10 protein-coding genes are annotated in these 17,307 nt (G+C 71.5%); 3 read left to right on the forward strand and 7 right to left on the reverse strand.

Annotated features, from left to right (window positions below; translation table 11 throughout):
• Positions 1-26 precede the first annotated feature (26 nt).
• The 6 genes from WME85_RS13305 to WME85_RS13330 all read right to left on the reverse strand — a co-directional run bounded on the left by WME85_RS13305 (position 27) and on the right by WME85_RS13330 (position 11,526).
• On the reverse strand, positions 27-1,340 hold the full coding sequence (locus tag WME85_RS13305; RefSeq protein WP_437838261.1) for a 3-dehydroquinate synthase II: 1,314 nt from the start codon (positions 1,338-1,340) through the stop codon (positions 27-29).
• Positions 1,341-1,380: 40 nt separating this feature from the next.
• Entirely contained in the window at positions 1,381-2,607 is a 1,227-nt protein-coding gene (locus WME85_RS13310; RefSeq protein ID WP_437838263.1) for a phenylacetate--CoA ligase family protein, read from the reverse strand.
• Positions 2,608-2,622: 15 nt separating this feature from the next.
• Positions 2,623-3,378, reverse strand: coding sequence for an amidohydrolase family protein (locus tag WME85_RS13315; protein ID WP_437838265.1), 756 nt, complete (start codon positions 3,376-3,378; stop codon positions 2,623-2,625).
• A 27-nt stretch (positions 3,379-3,405) separates the two neighbouring features.
• Positions 3,406-4,554, reverse strand: coding sequence for a phenylacetate--CoA ligase family protein (locus WME85_RS13320; RefSeq protein ID WP_437838268.1), 1,149 nt, complete (start codon positions 4,552-4,554; stop codon positions 3,406-3,408).
• Positions 4,555-5,260: 706 nt separating this feature from the next.
• Positions 5,261-8,656: a DNA methyltransferase gene (locus WME85_RS13325; RefSeq protein ID WP_437838270.1), complete on the reverse strand. Its 3,396-nt coding sequence runs from the start codon at positions 8,654-8,656 to the stop codon at positions 5,261-5,263.
• An 80-nt stretch (positions 8,657-8,736) separates the two neighbouring features.
• A complete protein-coding gene (locus WME85_RS13330) occupies positions 8,737-11,526 on the reverse strand; it encodes an MXAN_6577-like cysteine-rich protein (RefSeq protein ID WP_437838272.1) in 2,790 nt (929 codons plus the stop codon).
• A gap of 542 nt (positions 11,527-12,068) precedes the next feature.
• Here WME85_RS13330 and WME85_RS13335 point away from each other — a divergent pair.
• Positions 12,069-14,600 carry a DUF3656 domain-containing U32 family peptidase gene (locus tag WME85_RS13335; RefSeq protein ID WP_437838275.1) on the forward strand — a complete coding sequence of 844 codons (2,532 nt, stop codon included), beginning with the start codon at positions 12,069-12,071 and terminating at the stop codon, positions 14,598-14,600.
• A gap of 131 nt (positions 14,601-14,731) precedes the next feature.
• Here the strand turns inward: WME85_RS13335 and WME85_RS13340 are convergent, their stop codons facing one another.
• Entirely contained in the window at positions 14,732-14,884 is a 153-nt protein-coding gene (locus WME85_RS13340; protein ID WP_437838277.1) for a hypothetical protein, read from the reverse strand.
• 1,128 nt (positions 14,885-16,012) lie between these two features.
• Here WME85_RS13340 and WME85_RS13345 point away from each other — a divergent pair.
• Both WME85_RS13345 and WME85_RS13350 read left to right on the forward strand, forming a co-directional pair.
• Positions 16,013-16,882, forward strand: coding sequence for a serine/threonine protein kinase (locus tag WME85_RS13345; protein WP_437838279.1), 870 nt, complete (start codon positions 16,013-16,015; stop codon positions 16,880-16,882).
• Between the two features lie 214 nt (positions 16,883-17,096).
• On the forward strand, positions 17,097-17,234 hold the full coding sequence (locus tag WME85_RS13350) for a hypothetical protein (RefSeq protein ID WP_437838281.1): 138 nt from the start codon (positions 17,097-17,099) through the stop codon (positions 17,232-17,234).
• The last annotated feature ends 73 nt before the right edge of the window (positions 17,235-17,307 follow it).

Below are 17,307 nucleotides of genomic sequence, written 5' to 3' on the forward strand. Positions count from 1 at the left end.
AAACCCCCCCGGGTGATCCTGAACGCTCAGGTCTCGATGATGTGCTCGTCGACCTTGATGCCCACGTGGCGGCCCGGCTGCGCCGGGTGGCCGAGCACCTTGTCGCCCTGCCGGAGCTCGGTGATGTTGAGCGGCTTCGCGTCGTCCGAGAAGACGCGAACGTGCCAGTCGTCCTGCATGATCGTGTTGATGCGCTCGCCGCCCGGGAACTCCGCCTCGATGAGGCGCAGCGGGCGCACCTCGGTCTTCATGCGCCCGACGCTGGCCCGGCGCGCGGCGCCGGTGCGATCGACGATCATGACGGGGGAGCCCGCCCGGAGCTCGCTCATGTAGTCCGTGCGGTTCCCGAAGTTGTAGACGTAGCTGTGGACGGCGCCCGCGTTCACCCGGAAGGGGCGGAGGTCCATGTAGGGCAGGAAGAAGACCTCGGGGCAGCACAGGATCCCGCCCTGCGAGGTCGAGCCCACGATGATGCCCTCGGTCGGCGAGAAGAGCGTGGTCGTGTCGATGCAGCTCCGGATGCCCATGCCGATCGGCGCGCTCTTCACGATCGTGGCCGTCTCGAGCTTCACCGCCGTCTGCTCCAGCCGGCCGAGCCGCGAGACGAACTCGCTCAGCGCGCCGTGGGTGCGCGGCGAGAACATGACTCCATCCGCGCCGACCTCCATCACGCCCAACGTGACGATGGCATCGTCGACGTCCATGGGAGAGTTGATCTCCTTGATCAGGACCGTGTTCGTGGCCTGCAGCGTGGCGATCACGAGCTCGAGCGGGATGTTGGTCGGGTCGCGGAAGCGGATCATCAGGTAGGCGTGGCGCTGGCCCTCCGCGATGGACTGGTGGAGGCTGTCGCCGTCGTCCACGTACGCCCGGAAGCAGGTCTTGTGGCCCCTCTCCGCGGCCTTGCCGAGGAGCTGCACGTCCGTGCTCGCGATCACCACGTCCTTGCCGTGCGACAGCGACGCGAGCCGATCGAGGTCCTCGGCCCGCTCCGCGTGGAAGATCCTGAGGATGCGCGGCGGGATGGCGGGCGCGAGCGCGGCCAGGTTGTCCGGATACAGGACGACCCCGGTGTAGGCCAGGTTGATGACCCGCTCCAGCATGCCCTCGCAGTCGCTCGGGGTCGCGATCTTCGCCGTGTCGAACCAGACGACGAGGGCGTCGGACTCCGTCACGCGGTTCCGACCTCCCTCGGCGCGCTCGAGCCGGATGCGCTCGCGCTTCTCCATGTTGACGGCGGAGCCCTTGTTGCCGAGGGCGCTCGCGGCGCTGCCCACGCCGTTCCCGCTCGTGACGGCGCCGCCGCCGTTGCTGGTGCCATGTACGGAGCTCATGCTCATGATCGGATCTCCTCCATTGCTCTCTTTGTGGAGCGAGCGCTCAGGCGCGCGCGCCGGATCTGTCGATGTAAACCGGCTTGCCTGGCATCCCGAAGGACACCGGCTCGTTCCTGTCATAGAGCGTCCCCTTGGGGACGAGCTCCACCCGCACGCGGGCGCCGTGCTCCCGCGACAGGTCGTCGAGGAGGCCCGGCGCGATCCGGTCCTCCTCCCGCTCCCGCTCCACGACGAAGCGGAGCCCGTCTTCCTCCGGCGACACCCTCCAGAACCGCCGGCTCGGCAGCCTGGAGACGATCGCCTCGAGGTCCCAGAGGTCGAACGGCTTGCCCGGCGCGCGCAGGGTGTCGGCGGCCCGGCCGCGGACCTCCAGCGCCGCCGTCTGGCCGCACGCGCAGCGCTCCTCCACGCGCCTCACCCTGTCTCCCGTCACGTACCGGATCATCGGGGTGGCCCTCCGGGTGAGCGACGTGACGACGAGCTGCCCTATCTCTCCCGGCGAGACGCTCCTCTCCAGCGCGTCGTCGAGCAGCTCCATGAAGAAGCAGTCCTGCCACGGGTGCAGCCTGCGCTCGGGGCAATCCATCGCCTGAGGTCCTGTCTCGGTCATGCCGAAGTTGTCGAACACGGGGACTCCCCAGATCCCCTCCACGAGCCTCCGCCGCGAGGGGCTGAGCGGCTCTCCGGCGCAGCAGATCGCGCGCAGGCGCGGGAAGTCGCGGCGCGGATCGAGGCCCGCCATCTCCGCCGTCTCGGCGATCATCAGCGCCGAGAGCGAGATCGTGGCGAGGACGGTGGCCTCGAGCCGCCGCATCAGGTCCACGACGCGCGGCAGCGGCGTGATCGTGGTCCGGCTGTCGGCCGCGATCGCGCACGCGCCCTTCTGCTGCACGGCCATCTGGACGAAGGGCCCGATGGTCGAGAGCGCGTAGGGGAACCGGATCAGCACCCGGTCCTCGGCCGTGAACCTGACCCCCCACTGGGAGAACCGCTCCCGGATCTCGGCGAGGTCTCGGGTGCTGTACCACACCGACACCGGAGCGCCAGTCGTGGCGGAGGACTCGTGGTACTGGATCAGGTCGCGGTTCGGGGCGCACGTCATGCCGTGCGGCGACTGCCGGAGCACATCGCTCTTGGTCGTGAACGGGACTCGGCTCCACTCCTCCCACGACCGGAGGGGCGCGTCCGGCAGGCGCTGCCGGTAGAACTCGGAGCGCCGCGCGTGCTCCAGCGCCAGGTTGACGGCGGCCAGTTGACCCAGGACTCTCATGCTGCGCTCCCTCGCTCAGGCGCCCAGGTGGAGCAGCTCGCGGATGTTCCCGCCGAGGATCTTGTCGCGCTCGCCCTCGGAGATCGGCAGGAGGAGCACCTTCGCCAGCTCGGCGGCGGGGTGGGACAGCGGGTACTCCGAGCCGAAGATCACCTTGCTCGCGCCGGCGTGCTGCACCGACAGGAGGATCTGCAGGTAGCTGCTGAGGGAGGTCTCCAGGAAGAAGTTGTCGAGCGAGGCCGCGGCCGCGGAAGCGTCGTTGTCGACGTGCCCGGCCCCCATGTGCTCCAGGATGAAGTTCGTCCTCGGGAACCGCCTCGCCAGCTCCACGTAGTCGGACGTGTTCGCCCCCGGCCTGAACGCCACGTGGGAGTAGATGGGCGCCTCGCGCTCGCCGGCGAGGCGGGCCAGAGGGGCCATGACGTCGTCGCAGAACGAGAATTTGTGGACGAGCGGCGTCAGCATCAGCCCCCGGAACCCCTTCGTGAGGTACCGCTCGGCGACCTCCGCCGCGCCCGGCTCGCAGGGGTCGACGCAGACGAGCCCGTGCAGCGCGGGGCTCTCCTTCAAGGCCTCGGCCACGTAGTCGTTCTTGGGGATCGCGTCCGGCTTGCTCTTGCCGCTGATGTACGCGTTGAACTTCCGCACGTCCAGCATGCCGCCGGGGCAGACGACGCCCCCCTGGATGTCGCCTTGCTTGAGCTGCGCCAGGTAGTTCTCGAAGGATCCGTAGCTCGTCGGAGACACGTGCGCGTGTGCATCGATGATCATGGGTAGCCTCGACTCTGTGGGTTTGTGTCAGTGCCTGACGACCCGCGCGGCCTTCTGGCCCGTGCGCGGGAACGGATGAACGAGCTCGACGGTGAAGGGCAGGCCGCTCGCGGCCTGCATCCTCGTGGCGAGCGCCTCGGCCAGCGCCGCGTCGGGCGCGACGCCGCGCGAGGGCTCGCAGCGGACCTTGATGCGCGCCTGGTCCGAGGCCGGCATGACGAACTGGAACCAGTTGCCCACCTCGGGCGCCCGCAGCAGGAGCTCCTCCAGGTAGATGGGCGAGAGCACCTGGCCCCGGAACCGGATCTGGTCGTGCACGCGGCCCCTCATGGTGAACCGGGGCATCGTGACGCCGCACGCGCACGGGGCCGTCTCCAGGCTGCCGAGGTCTCCCGTGCGGAAGCGGAGGACCGGGCAGTCGTACCGGAGCAGCCCGGTCACGACGATCTCGCCGGTCTCGCCCGGCCCGAGGGCCTTGCCGGTCCCGGGGTCGACGATCTCCATCAGGACGTGGGCCTGAGGCACGTGGTAGCCGTCGTGGCGGTCGCACTCGATGCCGAGCGCCCCGCACTCGAGAGACCCATAGAAGAAGTTGGCCGTGGTGCCCCAGAGCTGCTCGACGCGCCGGCGGAAGGTCGGGGAGCACCCCTCGCCCGTCAGCCACATCTTCTTCAGGCGCAGGCTGCTCAGGTCGAACGAGCTCCGCTCCGCCTCCTCGGCCAGCATGACGGCCCAGGAGGGGCTCGTGACGACGACGGTCGGGCGCAGGTCCCTCATCACCTTGATCGTCTTGCCTGGCGTGGAGTAGGCCCCTCCCTTGCCGGCGGGGATGACCGCCGCGCCGTAGCCGTCCATGAAGCTCTTGTGGAAGGCGAGCCCGGCGGTGCTCATCTCGTACGGGAGCGCGTTCAGACAGACGTCGCCGGGGCCGACGGGGAACAGCCTGGAGTACCGGGGCGCGAGATCGTGGAGCAGGTAGTCGTTCCACGTGTACGCCATGTAGATCTCCTCGCCGCCGGTGGTCCCGGTGGAGACCTGGATGATGGCGATGTCCTTCCTCTCGCAGGCCAGGAGCCGGAAGGGCTGTCCCCGGAGCTCGTCCTTCGTCAGGAACGGGAGCTTTCCGAGGTCGGATCGCCGCTGGATGCGGTCAGGAACGATCCCGGCCTGGTCCATCTTTGCTCGATAGAAGGGGGACCTGTCGTAGGCTCGCCGCACGATCGCCCTGAGCGACTCGTCACAGTAGCTGGCCAGGGTATCAGGTGACAGGCTGTCAGCCTGCTCCGCTCCGGATAAATGCCGAGAGATGGCGTCGGGGATGCTCGAAGGCAGGAGTCGTTTCTCAAGGATGGAGCTCATGCTCGTAACACCTCTTTCTCATGGGGCGACGTCTTGCCGGCTCGGCTCGGCGCGATCGTCTCGTCGCGCGTCATGGCCATGCAGCCCGCGGAGCGTCGGTTCCCCCGAAGTAGCTCAGTCGTGACATGCGGTCTCGCGCTGCGCCATTATTTTAGGATTGTTGTCGATTTCTCAGCGATGTGTCGGGTTCGGGGAGTCGGTTGCTTCCAGAGTGTCGGTGTGATCTCCGTTTTCGTTGTCCGCTCATGAGCACCGCTGCGCCCTGGGCGACGCTGTGGAGTCCGACCTCGTCGGACGCCGCGCGTCCGTGATCTGCGGCCATGGGCGTCACTCTCGCCGCTGCGCCGTGGCCGTCGCCTCACGCGCGTCACGCAGGCCCGACACGAGCGCTCTTTGGATGAGCTGCCCTGGTGTCCGTCGCGCCGCGCGCGCCGCGTGACGTCCGCGACGCCTCGCGCTAACGACGCCGGAGGCGCCCCTGATGTGCTCGGTCGTGCCCCGTTGCGGCGCGCGAGACCAGGAACTAAGCCTCTCCGCGCCGCGCTTCCTCGGCGGCGCGCGCCTCGTTGAGCGCGAACAGCCGGTCGATCACCCGGTCCTCGAACGCGCCCGCCGCCCGGCCCTCGCCGGGCGAGGAAGGCGCGGTGTACGGCGGAACCTCGATGTCGTCGAACCCGTACGCGTCGAGGACGGCGCGGTCCAACTCCTCGTGGAGCCGGCGGAGCTCGACGACGCCCGGGCGCGCGCAGGCAGGGTCCTTGAGGAGGTTGTACATCGCGGTCAGGCCCTCTCCCAGCTCGGCCATCAGATGGGCGCGCGCCGCGTAGAGGCGCTCGCCGGCGGCGTCGAGGAGGCCGCCCGGGTCGAGGTGCTCCGGGCGAGGGAAGGGGAACGTCTCCACGCAGTCCGACGGCGCGTAACGGAGGCCCTCGCCCATCGTCGAGGAGAGCAGGCGCGCCCACGCCTCGTGCGCCCGCGACTGGAGCACCGCGAAGCGCGCGCAATCCTCGATCGCGAAGACGCACAGCTGGTCCGAGAACGTCCGGTCGACCGGCTGGAACGCGAAGCAGAGGTGCTTCGTCACCCGCGCCGCGACCAGGCACCGCCGGAGCGGCGCGATCCGGCGCCGGAGCTCCGGGCGCGGGTTCGCGAACTGCCACCACCGCGCCCTGTGGCCGGCGTCGACCCCCGTGCTCCTCAGGCGATCCCGCTCCGGCTTCACCCGGCTCCGGACGATCGCGAGGAGCGCGGGCCAGCGGCCGGCCTCGTCCAGGCCTCGCTCGCCGAAGTCGATCACGTAGCGATGCGGGCTGTGCGAAGGGGAGGAGTTGACCTCCTCGCCGCCGAGGAACGGGCGGAGCACCTCGCCCGCCGCCGGATCGCCCGCGCGCAGGGCGCGCCCCTCGCCCTCGGTGAGGACGAAGCCGCCGCCGCGGAGGAAGCAGCCGATGAAGCAGAGATCCCGGCTCGCCCGCAGCGGGCGCGGGTCGGGGCGCTCGGGCATCGCGCGCAGGTGGGAGTTGATGTGGCGCACCGGGCGGCCGTCGAGCAGCGCCGGCGGCGCGCCGTCGCCCGGCGACATGCCCACCGCGAGGTGGACGACGGCGACGTGGACGGCGGCGTCCCCAGGCCACGGGGCGCTGCGGACCGCATGGTAGATGACCGCCCGCCCGCCCTCGACGAGCGGCTGGAGCCCCGATCTCCGGGTGTCGCCCTGCGCGATGGTGTTCGTGGCGATGAGCCCCACCGTCCCGCGGCGCCCGAGCAGCGCGGCCGCGCGGCGGAAGAAGTGGGCCGCCAGGTCGGTGTTCTTCGTCGCGCCGTGCAGCCGCTCGAGCCACGCCGCGTAGACGTCCCCGTGATCCGTCGAGATCCGCTTGCCCCCGAGGAACGGGGGGTTGCCCACGAACGCGTCGAGCCGCGCCGCGCGGGGCTCCGGCGCGCCCGCGGACAGGGGGTCGGCCGCGCGCGCCGCGCGGGGCTCCCGCGCGCCCTCGGACAGGCTGTCCGCCGCGCGCGCCTCCTGGAACACCTCGGGGAACTCCAGCGCCCAGTGGAACGCCGGCAGCGGCGGCGAGCCGCCCGGCGCGCCCCCCCGGAGCGCCCGCTGCATGGCCAGGAGCTCCTCCGGCGGCGGCTGCCCGCTGCGGAGCCACGCGGCCGCGAGCTCCGCCCGGCGACCACGCTCCCGCTGCCGATCCCTGTCCTTCGCGTGCGCGAAGAACGCCCCCACCACGAGGTCGCCGAGGAGCCGCGCCCGGCCGATCGCCGCCTCGGCCTCCTCCGCCGCCTCGGCCACCTGCACCAGCGAAGCGCCATGACGCGATGCGTTATCATGGCGCGCGCCCTCGCTCGCGCCCTCGCTCGCGCCCTCGGCCGGCGCGAGCTGCCGCCGGAGGCGGAGCGCCGCCTCGACCGCGGCGTCGACCGCCTCGCGGAACGGCGACACAGGCGCGGCGGGCTCCCAGTGGAAGGCGCGCAGCTCGGCGAGATCGAGCCCCACCAGGGAGTCGCCGTGGCGGAGGGCGTGATCGACGAACGTGAACGGCTCGTCGCGCGCGAGCGTCACGAGCCAGAGCGACAGCCGCGCCAGGCTCACCGCGAACGGGTTCTTGTCGGCGCCGTAGAGGCAGCGCCGCGCCACGAGCCGCCGCGCCAGGCTCACCGCGCCGTCGCCCGCGCCGGCGAGCCGCCCGGCCGCCCCGGCGTCCCCGCGCGCCGCCTCGCGGGTCCAGGCGGCCACCACCTGGTCGGCCAGGTACCGGCACGCCTCCATGAGAAAGGCGCCGGACCCCATCGCGGGATCGCAGACGGTGAGCCCGAGGAGCGCCTCCGAGGGCGGCTCGTCGCCGAGCTGCCGGAGGAGCGGCTCGAGCGTCCGCGCGACGATCGGGGCCGAGAGGCTCCTCGGGGTGTAATGAGAGCTCGTCCGCCGCCGCTCGGCGACCGGCTGGAGGAACAGCCGCCCCGCGCCGAGCACCTCGGCGTCCCTCGCGCGCAGCGGCCCGAGCGCCTCGAGGAGGTCGGCCTCGGTCCGCGCGGCGGCGAGCGCCTGCTCGAGCTGGCCCGCCTCGCGCCGCGAGAGCCCCGCCCGCGCGGCGAGCCACGCCGCCCGCCGCGCCGCGGGCTGCGCGAGCGCCTCGGCCGCGCTCACCCACACCCTGTCCGGCCTGAGGCACACCGTCGGCCCGGCGGCGCGCTCGACCCGGTAGCCCATGAGCGCCTCGTAGAGCCCGCCGAGCTGCTCGATCTCGATCGTCCGGTACGACAGCGGCCGCCCGTCGAGCACGAGGAGCTTCTCGAGCACCGCGTGCACCGTGCCGTCGTCCACCGACGGCGCCAGCGGCGCCTCGCGGGCGCCGCCGGTGGACGACGGCGCGGCCAGGCGCGCCCGGAGCGTGGCGCGCGGAGGGGGCGCGGCGTGGCCGGGCGCGCCGGCGCCCGCGCGCTCCAGGAACGGGTAGCGCTCCGGGTCGAAGAGCTGCCCTCGCCGCGCCGGCAGGGTGAGCTCGGGGCGGCGCACGCCGTGGAAGACGGCGCGGAACAGCGCGAGGAGCCGCGCCCACGCCCCGAAGCGCCGCCGCAGGGCGACCGGGCGGGCGGCGCGCTCCGCCGCGAGCTCCCGGAAGAGCGAGAGCACGCCGAGGTGCGCCGCGTAGTGCGGGTCATCGACCGGCAGGAGCCCGCGGTCCTCCGCGTGGAGCAGGAACACGAGCCGGAGGAGCGCGGTGAGGAGCCCGCCGTGCAGGTGCTCCGGGCCGCGCGCGAACGCTTCCTCGAGCGCTTCCGGCCCGTCGCGCCGGGCCGCGTCCTCGAAGCCGCGGAGCAGGGCGCCGAGCGCGTCGAAGACCTGACCCGCGAGCGCGCCCGCGACGTCCGCCTGCCGCGCCGTGCTGTCCCCGGGGACGGGCTGATCCATGCCGAGCCCCGGAGTGTACGCGAGCGCCGCGCGGTCCGCTCCGGTTCTGTCCGGGGAGGGGGCGCGGCGCTCGTCGACGATCAAAGCTCGAGATCGACGTGGAGCTCGTAGCGGCCCGACTCCCGGTCGTAGCCGTCGACCACGATGGTGATCGTCTGCCCCGCCTCGAGCGGCACCGAGATCTCCGACGTGACCCCGCTGTCCCAGGGCGAGTCGTCGTTGCAATCGAGCTCATCGCCGGAGCAATCGCCGTCGAACACGGAGAGGACCGTGTCGTACTCCGAGCCGTACGTGTCGATGACGTAAGTCCCCGTCTCGGGCGCGGTGAACGAATGGATGACCTCGGGCGCGGACGCGCCGCCGCAGCTCGCGCCCTTCGCGGCGAGGCTCCCCATGGTCGTCCCCGTGGCGGTCACCGGGAGGACGGGCTCCAGCTCGACGGGCGTGCCGCACGTGCCGGTGCCGTCGAACTGGCCCACGTTGAGCGTGTACTCGCCCCCCGCGCCGTCGGTGTCGACGCTGATCACGATGCTCGCGCCGGCGTCGAGCCACACGACCAGCCGCGAGGCCGCGCCGCCTTCGACGCACTCCGTCTCGACCTCGCCGCACCCGCCCTCGCGCACGGACAGGATCGTCGCGATGGAGGAGCCTGCCGTGTCGATGGTGTAATACCCGTCGGCGGGCGCGGTGAAGCCATAGGTCGCCTCGCCGCCGGAGCCCGAGCCGCACCCCGGGGTCAGGAGATCGGGATAGCCCTCGTTGTTGCCCGTGACCGTCTGCGGGACCGTGCTGGCGAGATCGATGAGGGGGCACGGCGGCGCATCCTGCTGGGAGATGTTGAGCATGTACTCGCCGCTCGTGGAGTTGCTGTCCAGCGAGACGACCACGGTCTGATCGGCGGAGAGGAGCACGCTCACCCTCGAGGTGGTGATCTCCGCGGACGGGTCCACGTCGTCGTTGCACCGGAGCGAGGGGCCGGCGCACGAGCCGCTCCGCACGTCGAGGATCGTGTCGAACGTCGAGCCCTCCGTGTCGAAGGTGTAGATTCCGTCGGCCGGGGCGGTGAAGCGATAGGTCGCCTCGGGGCCGCCGCTGTAGCCGCAGGACGGCTCGAGCAGGTCGAGGAACTCGGCCGTCGTGCCCGTGACCGTCTGAGGCGCCGTCGAGCCGAGATCGATGAGGGGGCACGGCACCTCGCTGATCTCGAGCTGGTAGGTGCCCGTCTCGCCGTAGGTGTCCAGCACGATGACCACCGTCTCGTCGGCCGAGAGGGGGACGGCCGTCCGCGCAGGGGTGCCGTCGTTCTCGGCGCACGTGATGAACTCGCCGTCGCAGGAGCCGCTGCGCAGATCCATCAGGACGGGGAAGCTCGATCCCTGCGTGTCGAACAGGTACACGCCGTCGTTCGGCGCCGTGAAGCTGTAGGTCGCCTCGCCGCCGGTCGTGGAGACGAAGCAGGTCGAGAGCACGTCGAGGAGGCCCTCGTTGGTCCCGGTCACCGTCTGCGGGACCGTCGAGCCGAGATCCTGGCCCGGGCACGGGGGGGCCTTGAAGACGTCCAGCGTGAAGCTGCGGAGCGAGCGGCCCGGGCTCGACACGGCGACGAGCACCGTCTGCTCGGCCTCGAGCTGCGCCGTGACGCTCGACTCGCCGAAGGCGGTGTCGCAGCCGAGCGACTCGCCGGTGCAGGTGCCGTCCTCGAGGACGTCGAGGATCACCTCCCCCGAGGCGCGCGCGCCGAAGACGTAGGCGCCCGCCTCGGGGGCGGTGAAGGTGTAGGTGGCGTCGCCGCTCGACGTGTAGTCGCAGTCGGAGGACACCGCGTCTTCGAGCCCGACGGTCGTGCCCGTGACCGTCTGCGGGACGACGGGCTCCAGGGCGGTCGGCGTGCACATGACCGGGCCCGGCTGGGTGAGGCGAAGGGTGAAGTCGCCGTCCGCGCCGCTCGCGCCGCTCACCACCACGAGGATGCGCTCGCCCTCGGCGAGATCGAGGAAGATCTGCGACTGGACGCCCCCGGCGTCGTCCTCGGCGTCGTCGTTGCAGGCGAGCTCGGCGCAGGTGTCCGCCGAGAGCGCCCCGATCACCGTGTCGAACGGGGTCTCGAAGGTGTCGAAGATGTACGTCCCCGCGGAGGGCGCGGTGAACAGGAACGTCTGGTCGGGCGCGTCCGACCCCGAGCAGCTCAGCGCGCGGGTGTCGGCGGCGTCGCGGGTGGTGCCGGTCACCCGCTGGGGCGCGACGGCGCCGATGTCCTCGGAAGGCTCCACGCTGCACCCGCAGGAGCCCTCCTCGCACGGGCGCCCGGGATCGCAGGCGCGGTCGCAGCCGCCGCAGTGCAGCGGATCCACGCTGAGGTCGACGCAGCTGCCGGCGCACTCGGTCAAGCCCTCCAGGCAGGTCCGCTGGCAGAGCGAGCCGGCGCACGCGCGGCCCGGGTCGCACTGCTTGTCGCACTTGCCGCAATGGTCCGGGTCGGTGCGCGTGTCGACGCAGACGCCGTCGCAGCGCTGCATGGTGCGCTCGCCGCCGCAGTCCTCCGGGACGCCGTCGCCACCGCCGCCGCCGCCGACGGCGGCGTCGTCCGTGCCGCCGGCGCCGCCCGCACCGCCGCTGCCCTGCGACCGGTCCTGGCACGCGCCGTTGACGCACGACGCCCCGGCCGGACATTCGTCGCCGCACGCGCCGCAGTTGTCGCGATCGGACCCCAGCGCCACGCACACGCCGTCGCAGTCGAAATAGGGGACGTCGCAGATCTGCGCCGGCGCCTCGTCGCTGCCGCACGCGGACGTCGCCGCGAGGACCGCGGCGGGCAGCCAGGCGACGGCCGGTGAGGGCGCGTACCTGAAGCGAAATCCGTCTCTCTTCATCGCCATCCCTTTGCGGCATGCGCCGTCGCGACGCATGGGCGGGCGGGAAATGCAAGCGCCTCTCCGACGTTCAACTCCCGAATTCCGCGCTGGTTGTTGTGGGAAAGTCGTCGCTCCGCTCATCCGACCCGGCCACCGAGGCCGCGCCGGCCGGCGAGGACCCGATGGCGTTTCGGTCGGGTGGGCTCCTGCGGGATCGTGCCCCACGTCAGGAAGCCAGGTCAAGGCGCATGGGCGCGCCGCGGCGTGTGCGTCGAGACGCTTTCTTGCTCGTTTCCGCCGCAAGGATGCGCAGCGGTGTAGGCGCGCCGAGCCGAGGCGCAGCGAGGCGCGCTCGTACTGCTCGAATCGCCGGCGATCGCGGCACGCAGGGCGCGGTGTGCGCAATGCAGCGCACGGCGCACGGTGCACGGCGCGCGGCGCGCGGCACACGGCGCACGGCGCACGGCGCGCGGCGCGCGCGGCCGCGGTCCGGCCGGCTCATCAGGGCGCCGCGCTTGCCAGGGGGGACAACCGCTGCGCCCCTTGCTAGAACCGCCCGCATGATGCGGCCCGCACGCCCTGAAGTCCTCGCCCCGGCCGGCGACCGCGCCGCCCTCGAAGCCGCCGTGCGCGGCGGGGCGGATGCCGTCTACTTCGGGCTGCGGGGCGGCGCCGCGGGCAGCGGCGCGGCGGCGCCCTCGCCGTTCAACGCCCGCGCCCGGGCCGCGAACTTCGACGCGGCGGAGCTCGCGGAGACGATGCGCTTCCTCCACGCCCACGGCGTGAAGGGCTACGTCACCCTGAACACGCTCGTGTTCGACGACGAGCTCCCGGCGGTGCGCGCCGCGGTCGAGGCCTGCGCCGCGGCGGGGGCCGACGCGATCATCGTGCAGGACCTCGGGGTGATGCGCCTCGCGCGGGCGCTCGCGCCCGAGCTCCCGATCCACGCCTCCACGCAGATGACCTGCACCGACGCGGCCGGCGTCGAGCTCGCTCGGTCGCTCGGCGCGGCGCGCGTCATCCTCGCCCGGGAGCTCTCGCTCGACGACATCGCGGCCATCCGCCGGGCGACCGACGTCGAGCTCGAGGTCTTCGTGCACGGGGCGCTCTGCATCGCGTACTCGGGGCAGTGCCTCACGAGCGAGGCGATCGGCGGCCGCAGCGCCAACCGCGGCGCGTGCGCCCAGGCGTGCCGCCTGCCGTACCGGCTCGTCGTCGACGGCGCGCTCCGCGAGCTCGGCGACGCGGCCTACCTCCTCTCGCCGGAGGACCTCGACGCCACGGACGTCATCCCCGACCTCGTCGCCCTCGGGGTCGCCTCGGTGAAGATCGAGGGGCGCCTCAAGGGCCCCGAGTACGTCGGCGCCACCGCGCGGCTCTACCGCGCCGCGATCGACGCCGCGCTCGGGGAGGGGGCGGGCCCCCGGCAAGCGGAGCGGGAGGCGGCGCTCCAGGCGTTCTCGCGCGGCTCGGGACCTGGCTTCCTGCGCGGCGTCGACCACCAGCGCCTCGTCGACGGCCGCACGTGCGACCACCGCGGCATCGAGGTGGGCGAGGCGCGCGGCGCCGGCCGACGGCGCGGGCACGAGGTCGTCGTCGTGCGCGCGGCCCGGCCGCTCGCGCGCGGCGAGGGGATCCTCGTGGAGGGCGGCTTCGCCGGCGAGGGCGAGATCGGCGGCCGCATCTGGGGCCTGTGGGCGGACGGCCGCGAGGTCGAGCGCGCGCCGGCGGGCGGCGACGTCGAGGTCTGGCTCGGCCCCGACCGGCGCCTCCCGGACGACGTGCTGCGCGGGGCGCGGTCGCTGCGCGGGCGCCGCGTCTTCCGGACGAGCGATCCGGCTGCTGCGCGCGAGGTCCGCGACGCGCTCGACCGCGCCCAGCGCCGCGTCGCGATCGACGTCCGCCTGGAGGGCCGCCTCGGCGAGCGCCCGCGGCTGTCGGCGGTGGCCGAGGGCGGCGGGTCGGCGGCGGTCGAGGTGGACGCGCCGCTCGGCCGCGCCGACCGGTCGCCGCTCGACGAGGCCACGCTGCGGAAGCAGCTCGATCGCCTCGGGGACACGCCGTTCGCGCTGCGCGGCGTCGGGCTGTCGCTCGACGGGCCGGCGGTCGTGCCGCCGTCGGCGCTCAACCGCGCCCGCCGGGCGCTGGTGGCGGCGCTGCTGGAGGCGTCGCACCGGCCTCACGCGTGCGCGCCCGCGCCGGCCGAGGAGCTCATCGCCGGGGCCGTTCCCCCGGCGGTCGAGCCGCCGGCGCCCGGGCTCTTCGTGCTGTGCCGCAACGTGGTCCAGGCGCGCGCGGCGCTCGAGGCCGGCGCGAGCGGCGTCTACCTCGATTTCCTGGAGATGGTCGGCCTCGGCGCGGCGGCGCGCGAGCTCATCGCGGCCGGGGCCTCGGTGGCGGTCGCGCCGCCGCGGATCCGCAAGCCGGGCGAGGAGAAGATCGACAGGTACCTGCTGTCGCTCGGGCCGGCGGCGATCCTGGTGCGCAGCCTCGGCGCGCTGCTCGACGCGCCGCCGGGCGTGCCCCGGATCGGCGATTTCTCGCTGAACGTGACGAACAAGCTGGCCGCGCGCGAGGTCCTGTCGCGGGGGCTCGCCGCGTTCACGCCGTCGTTCGACCTCGACGCCGCGCAGCTCGTGGCGCTGCTCGACTCGCCGTTCGCGCCGTTCGCCGAGGTGGTGGTGCACCACCCGATGCCGCTCTTCCACATGGAACACTGCGTGATCGCGGCGACGCTCTCGGAGGGCAAGGATCACCGCACCTGCGGCCGGCCGTGCGAGGAGCACGCGCTCTCGCTGCGGGATCGGGCGGGGATGGATCACCCGCTCGAGGCGGACGTGGGGTGTCGGAACACCGTGTTTCACGCGGCGCCGCAGAGCGCGGCGCACGTCGTGCCGAAGCTCGCGAAGAGCGGGGTGCGGCGGTTCCGGATCGAGCTCGTGCGCGAGGACGCCGAGGGGGCGCGGCGGGTGGTGGAGGCGTACCGGCGGCTGCTCGCCGGGGACGTCGCGCCCGCGGAGGTCGCGCGGGGGCTGCGGGCCGAGGGGAGCTATGGAGTGGTGAGGGGGTCGCTCCGGGTGCTGCAGGCGTGAGGCGGGGGAGGGGAGGGCGAGAGGGGGATAGGCGGGGTGGGCCTGATGCCCGGGGGGCGCGCTGAGAAAAGAGAGCTACCGGGGGGCGGGATGGGCGGTCGGTAGCTGCCTCTGGAGGACCGAGGCGTTGATCAGGAACCGGTGGCGAGGAGTGCCCTGGCATCGCTGACCACCACGGCGCGGCGGATCCAGCGATCGAGCTCGGTCAGGTCGGTGCTCTCGAGGACGCGCTCCCGGACGTCCGCGGGAACATCGAGCCCGCGGGTCTCAAGCACGGTGAGCACGTCGTGCGCCTTGGGCCACGAGCATGCGGCGCCAGATTCAGCTCCGGGTTCGATTCCCGGCGCCTCCACTGAGAAGACACGGCGAGAACCGTGTCTTTTTTCTTTTGTGTGCCCTGCGTGTGACCTGCCAAATTTTGGCAGGGGTGGATCCGGGGCGCTCCCGGTGAGCAGGACCACCGGAAGCGGGCGCGGCGGGTGACGCCAGGGTACGGGGCTCCGCGGAGCTCCACGGCGGGCACCAGGCCGGCGGGACCAACCCTGGGTCCGAACCGGCGTGCTGAAGGCGACGCAGCGGCAATCCTGGTCCTACCCGTGAACGAGATCCGCCGGCCTGCCCTGCCGATGAAGCTGTCGTACGCTCCGCGAGAGCGCCGACGGGTCCTCCACGAATCCTGCAGCGGCGGTCAGGGATGGCTCGGCCGTGCCCGCGGCCGAGAACGGCCGGCGAGCTCAACTACACTGCGCCCGCCGAGGCGGCGCGTCGCGATCCGCTCACCTGCAGCACGGCGCGTGCCAGCGCGCGGCCGCGTCGCGAAATAAAATTAGTTAATCAGAATAACTCACAAGAAGTTTTTTTTAATTTATTGATCCCTCCACAGGCGCGCGTATAATATAGGCGGAGCCCCCGCGCCCGTTTCCCTTGACTTGGCGAGTCGCGCGATTATGGTGCTCTCGACGGGAGAGCTTCGTCGGTCCGCGACGGGGAGAACGCACGGCTCCAGATTCGAGCCGGAGGCGATTCTCGTCCTCACTGCGGCGCAGTGTGAGACCACGACCGGCAGTCTCTGCTCGATAGACTGCGTAGAATCAATCAAGATTCTACAACGGATCAAGGCCTCGGTGCTGCATGGCGGTGATTTGTCTTCTCAATGCTCGCATCGGGACATCCATCCGAAGCCGGACACCGAGAATCTCTACTTGCCGACCCTCCCGACCCTGGCCGCGGCTCCGTGCCGAAAGCCCATCCTCTTGGCACGGGACGGCATCTCCGCTGGCCTCGCAGGGCGGGGTGGCCATGGAGGTAGCCACAGAGGGGATCATAACCGGGGAGATACATCCGGACGTCGGCAAGCCAAGACAGCCACAATGAACAAGCAGCCAAACATCACATCCCTGGAGATAGTATAAATGGCCTGGATTGACCTACTAGACGGAAACAAGCGCTTAGGAAATTTCGATGTACCAAACGAGCTAATCGGCCGCAAGTCAGAGAGGTTCCGGATCGGCTATGCGATAAAGAAAGGCGGCAACGGGGTGGTCTTCAAGGCCACACGCACGTCAGTTCCAGGTGCCTCGGTCTGTGCTGTCAAGGTACTACGACGGCTGGACGACGCACGCTACGATCGCTTCATGAACGAGGTACGAATCGTCTCCAATCTTTCTCACCCGCGCATCGCGCCGGCATACGATAGCGGATCATTCCACCTCGACGACCGCCATGAGGTCCCATGGGTCGCAATGGAACTCGGAGACCGGAACCTGCGTGAGCACATCGAGTCAGGAGGCCCGCTTCCACCGAAAACGCTCATTTCAGTATCCATCGAGCTCTGCGAAGCCTTGGGCTACCTACACGAACAAAGAATCATACACAGAGACATCAAGCCCGACAACTTCGTTTGGTTAGACGGCGGCAGCCAGAGCGTACGCATGATCGACTTTGGCATCGCCAAGTACGTGGGCGAGGACGTCTCAACGCGGCCGTTGGATCAGTTTACTCAACAAATGGAGTTCGTTGGGCCCGTGTTCTTTGCCTCTCCAGAGCTCATCGCCTATGCACGGAATAAGCAGCATCCGGTGGACCATCGGTCGGACCTATTCCAGCTAGCCAAGGTGATTTGGTATCTCGGAACAGGGCGCATTTTGGCGGGTGTTCCGGCGAGAAAATTGTGTCCTCTCGAAGGCAAGCTTTGGGACGCGCTTATCACCTCCCTATCTGATGATCCAGACGACCGACCTGCAAGCGCATCTGAGCTCGCTGAACAACTTCGCAACTTATAGACGTGTCTCGCGGCGGGCGTATCTCGCGTGCCTATGCGGCAGGCGGGAGCGAGCCCCGGGAGCCGCTCACGCTCGCAACGGAACATCCAGGGGCCGCTCGCCGAGAACACGTCGGGCTCGCCCCCTTGGTGTCGGAGCGCTCGGATCGGCGACGGAGGCCTGCCCCCCTCCGACGCCACGCAACCGGTGCCCCTGTCCCGTCGACACCTCGGGCATGACCGACCCTGACGAACTCGACGCCACCAAGGAAGCTGTTCTCGCGGAGGAGGCCGAGACCCTCGCCCTGCCCGTCGCCCCCGGTCTCGCGCTGGAGCTTGCCTACGACAGCTGCGGCCCATTCGCCGCGACCTAGCGGGCCGGGTCATGGTGGCGGGCGGTCGAGATCGGGGAGGCGTGTTGACGCTCACGATGTCTGCTGCTCGATT

It is taken from the genome of Sorangium sp. So ce1153 (genome assembly GCF_051521595.1).
GTDB lineage: Bacteria > Myxococcota_A > Polyangia > Polyangiales > Polyangiaceae > Sorangium.

What these genes read in the sequence shown, in the direction of transcription:
- WME85_RS13345 (WP_437838279.1), top strand. Translation starts at nt 16,013, where the DNA reads ATGGCCTGGATTGACCTACTAGACGGAAACAAGCGCTTAGGAAATTTC.
- WME85_RS13305 (WP_437838261.1), bottom strand. Translation starts at nt 1,340, where the DNA reads ATGAGCATGAGCTCCGTACATGGCACCAGCAACGGCGGCGGCGCCGTC.
- WME85_RS13330 (WP_437838272.1), bottom strand. Translation starts at nt 11,526, where the DNA reads ATGAAGAGAGACGGATTTCGCTTCAGGTACGCGCCCTCACCGGCCGTC.
- WME85_RS13320 (WP_437838268.1), bottom strand. Translation starts at nt 4,554, where the DNA reads ATGGACCAGGCCGGGATCGTTCCTGACCGCATCCAGCGGCGATCCGAC.
- WME85_RS13325 (WP_437838270.1), bottom strand. Translation starts at nt 8,656, where the DNA reads ATGGATCAGCCCGTCCCCGGGGACAGCACGGCGCGGCAGGCGGACGTC.
- WME85_RS13350 (WP_437838281.1), top strand. Translation starts at nt 17,097, where the DNA reads ATGACCGACCCTGACGAACTCGACGCCACCAAGGAAGCTGTTCTCGCG.
- WME85_RS13310 (WP_437838263.1), bottom strand. Translation starts at nt 2,607, where the DNA reads ATGAGAGTCCTGGGTCAACTGGCCGCCGTCAACCTGGCGCTGGAGCAC.
- WME85_RS13315 (WP_437838265.1), bottom strand. Translation starts at nt 3,378, where the DNA reads ATGATCATCGATGCACACGCGCACGTGTCTCCGACGAGCTACGGATCC.
- WME85_RS13335 (WP_437838275.1), top strand. Translation starts at nt 12,069, where the DNA reads ATGATGCGGCCCGCACGCCCTGAAGTCCTCGCCCCGGCCGGCGACCGC.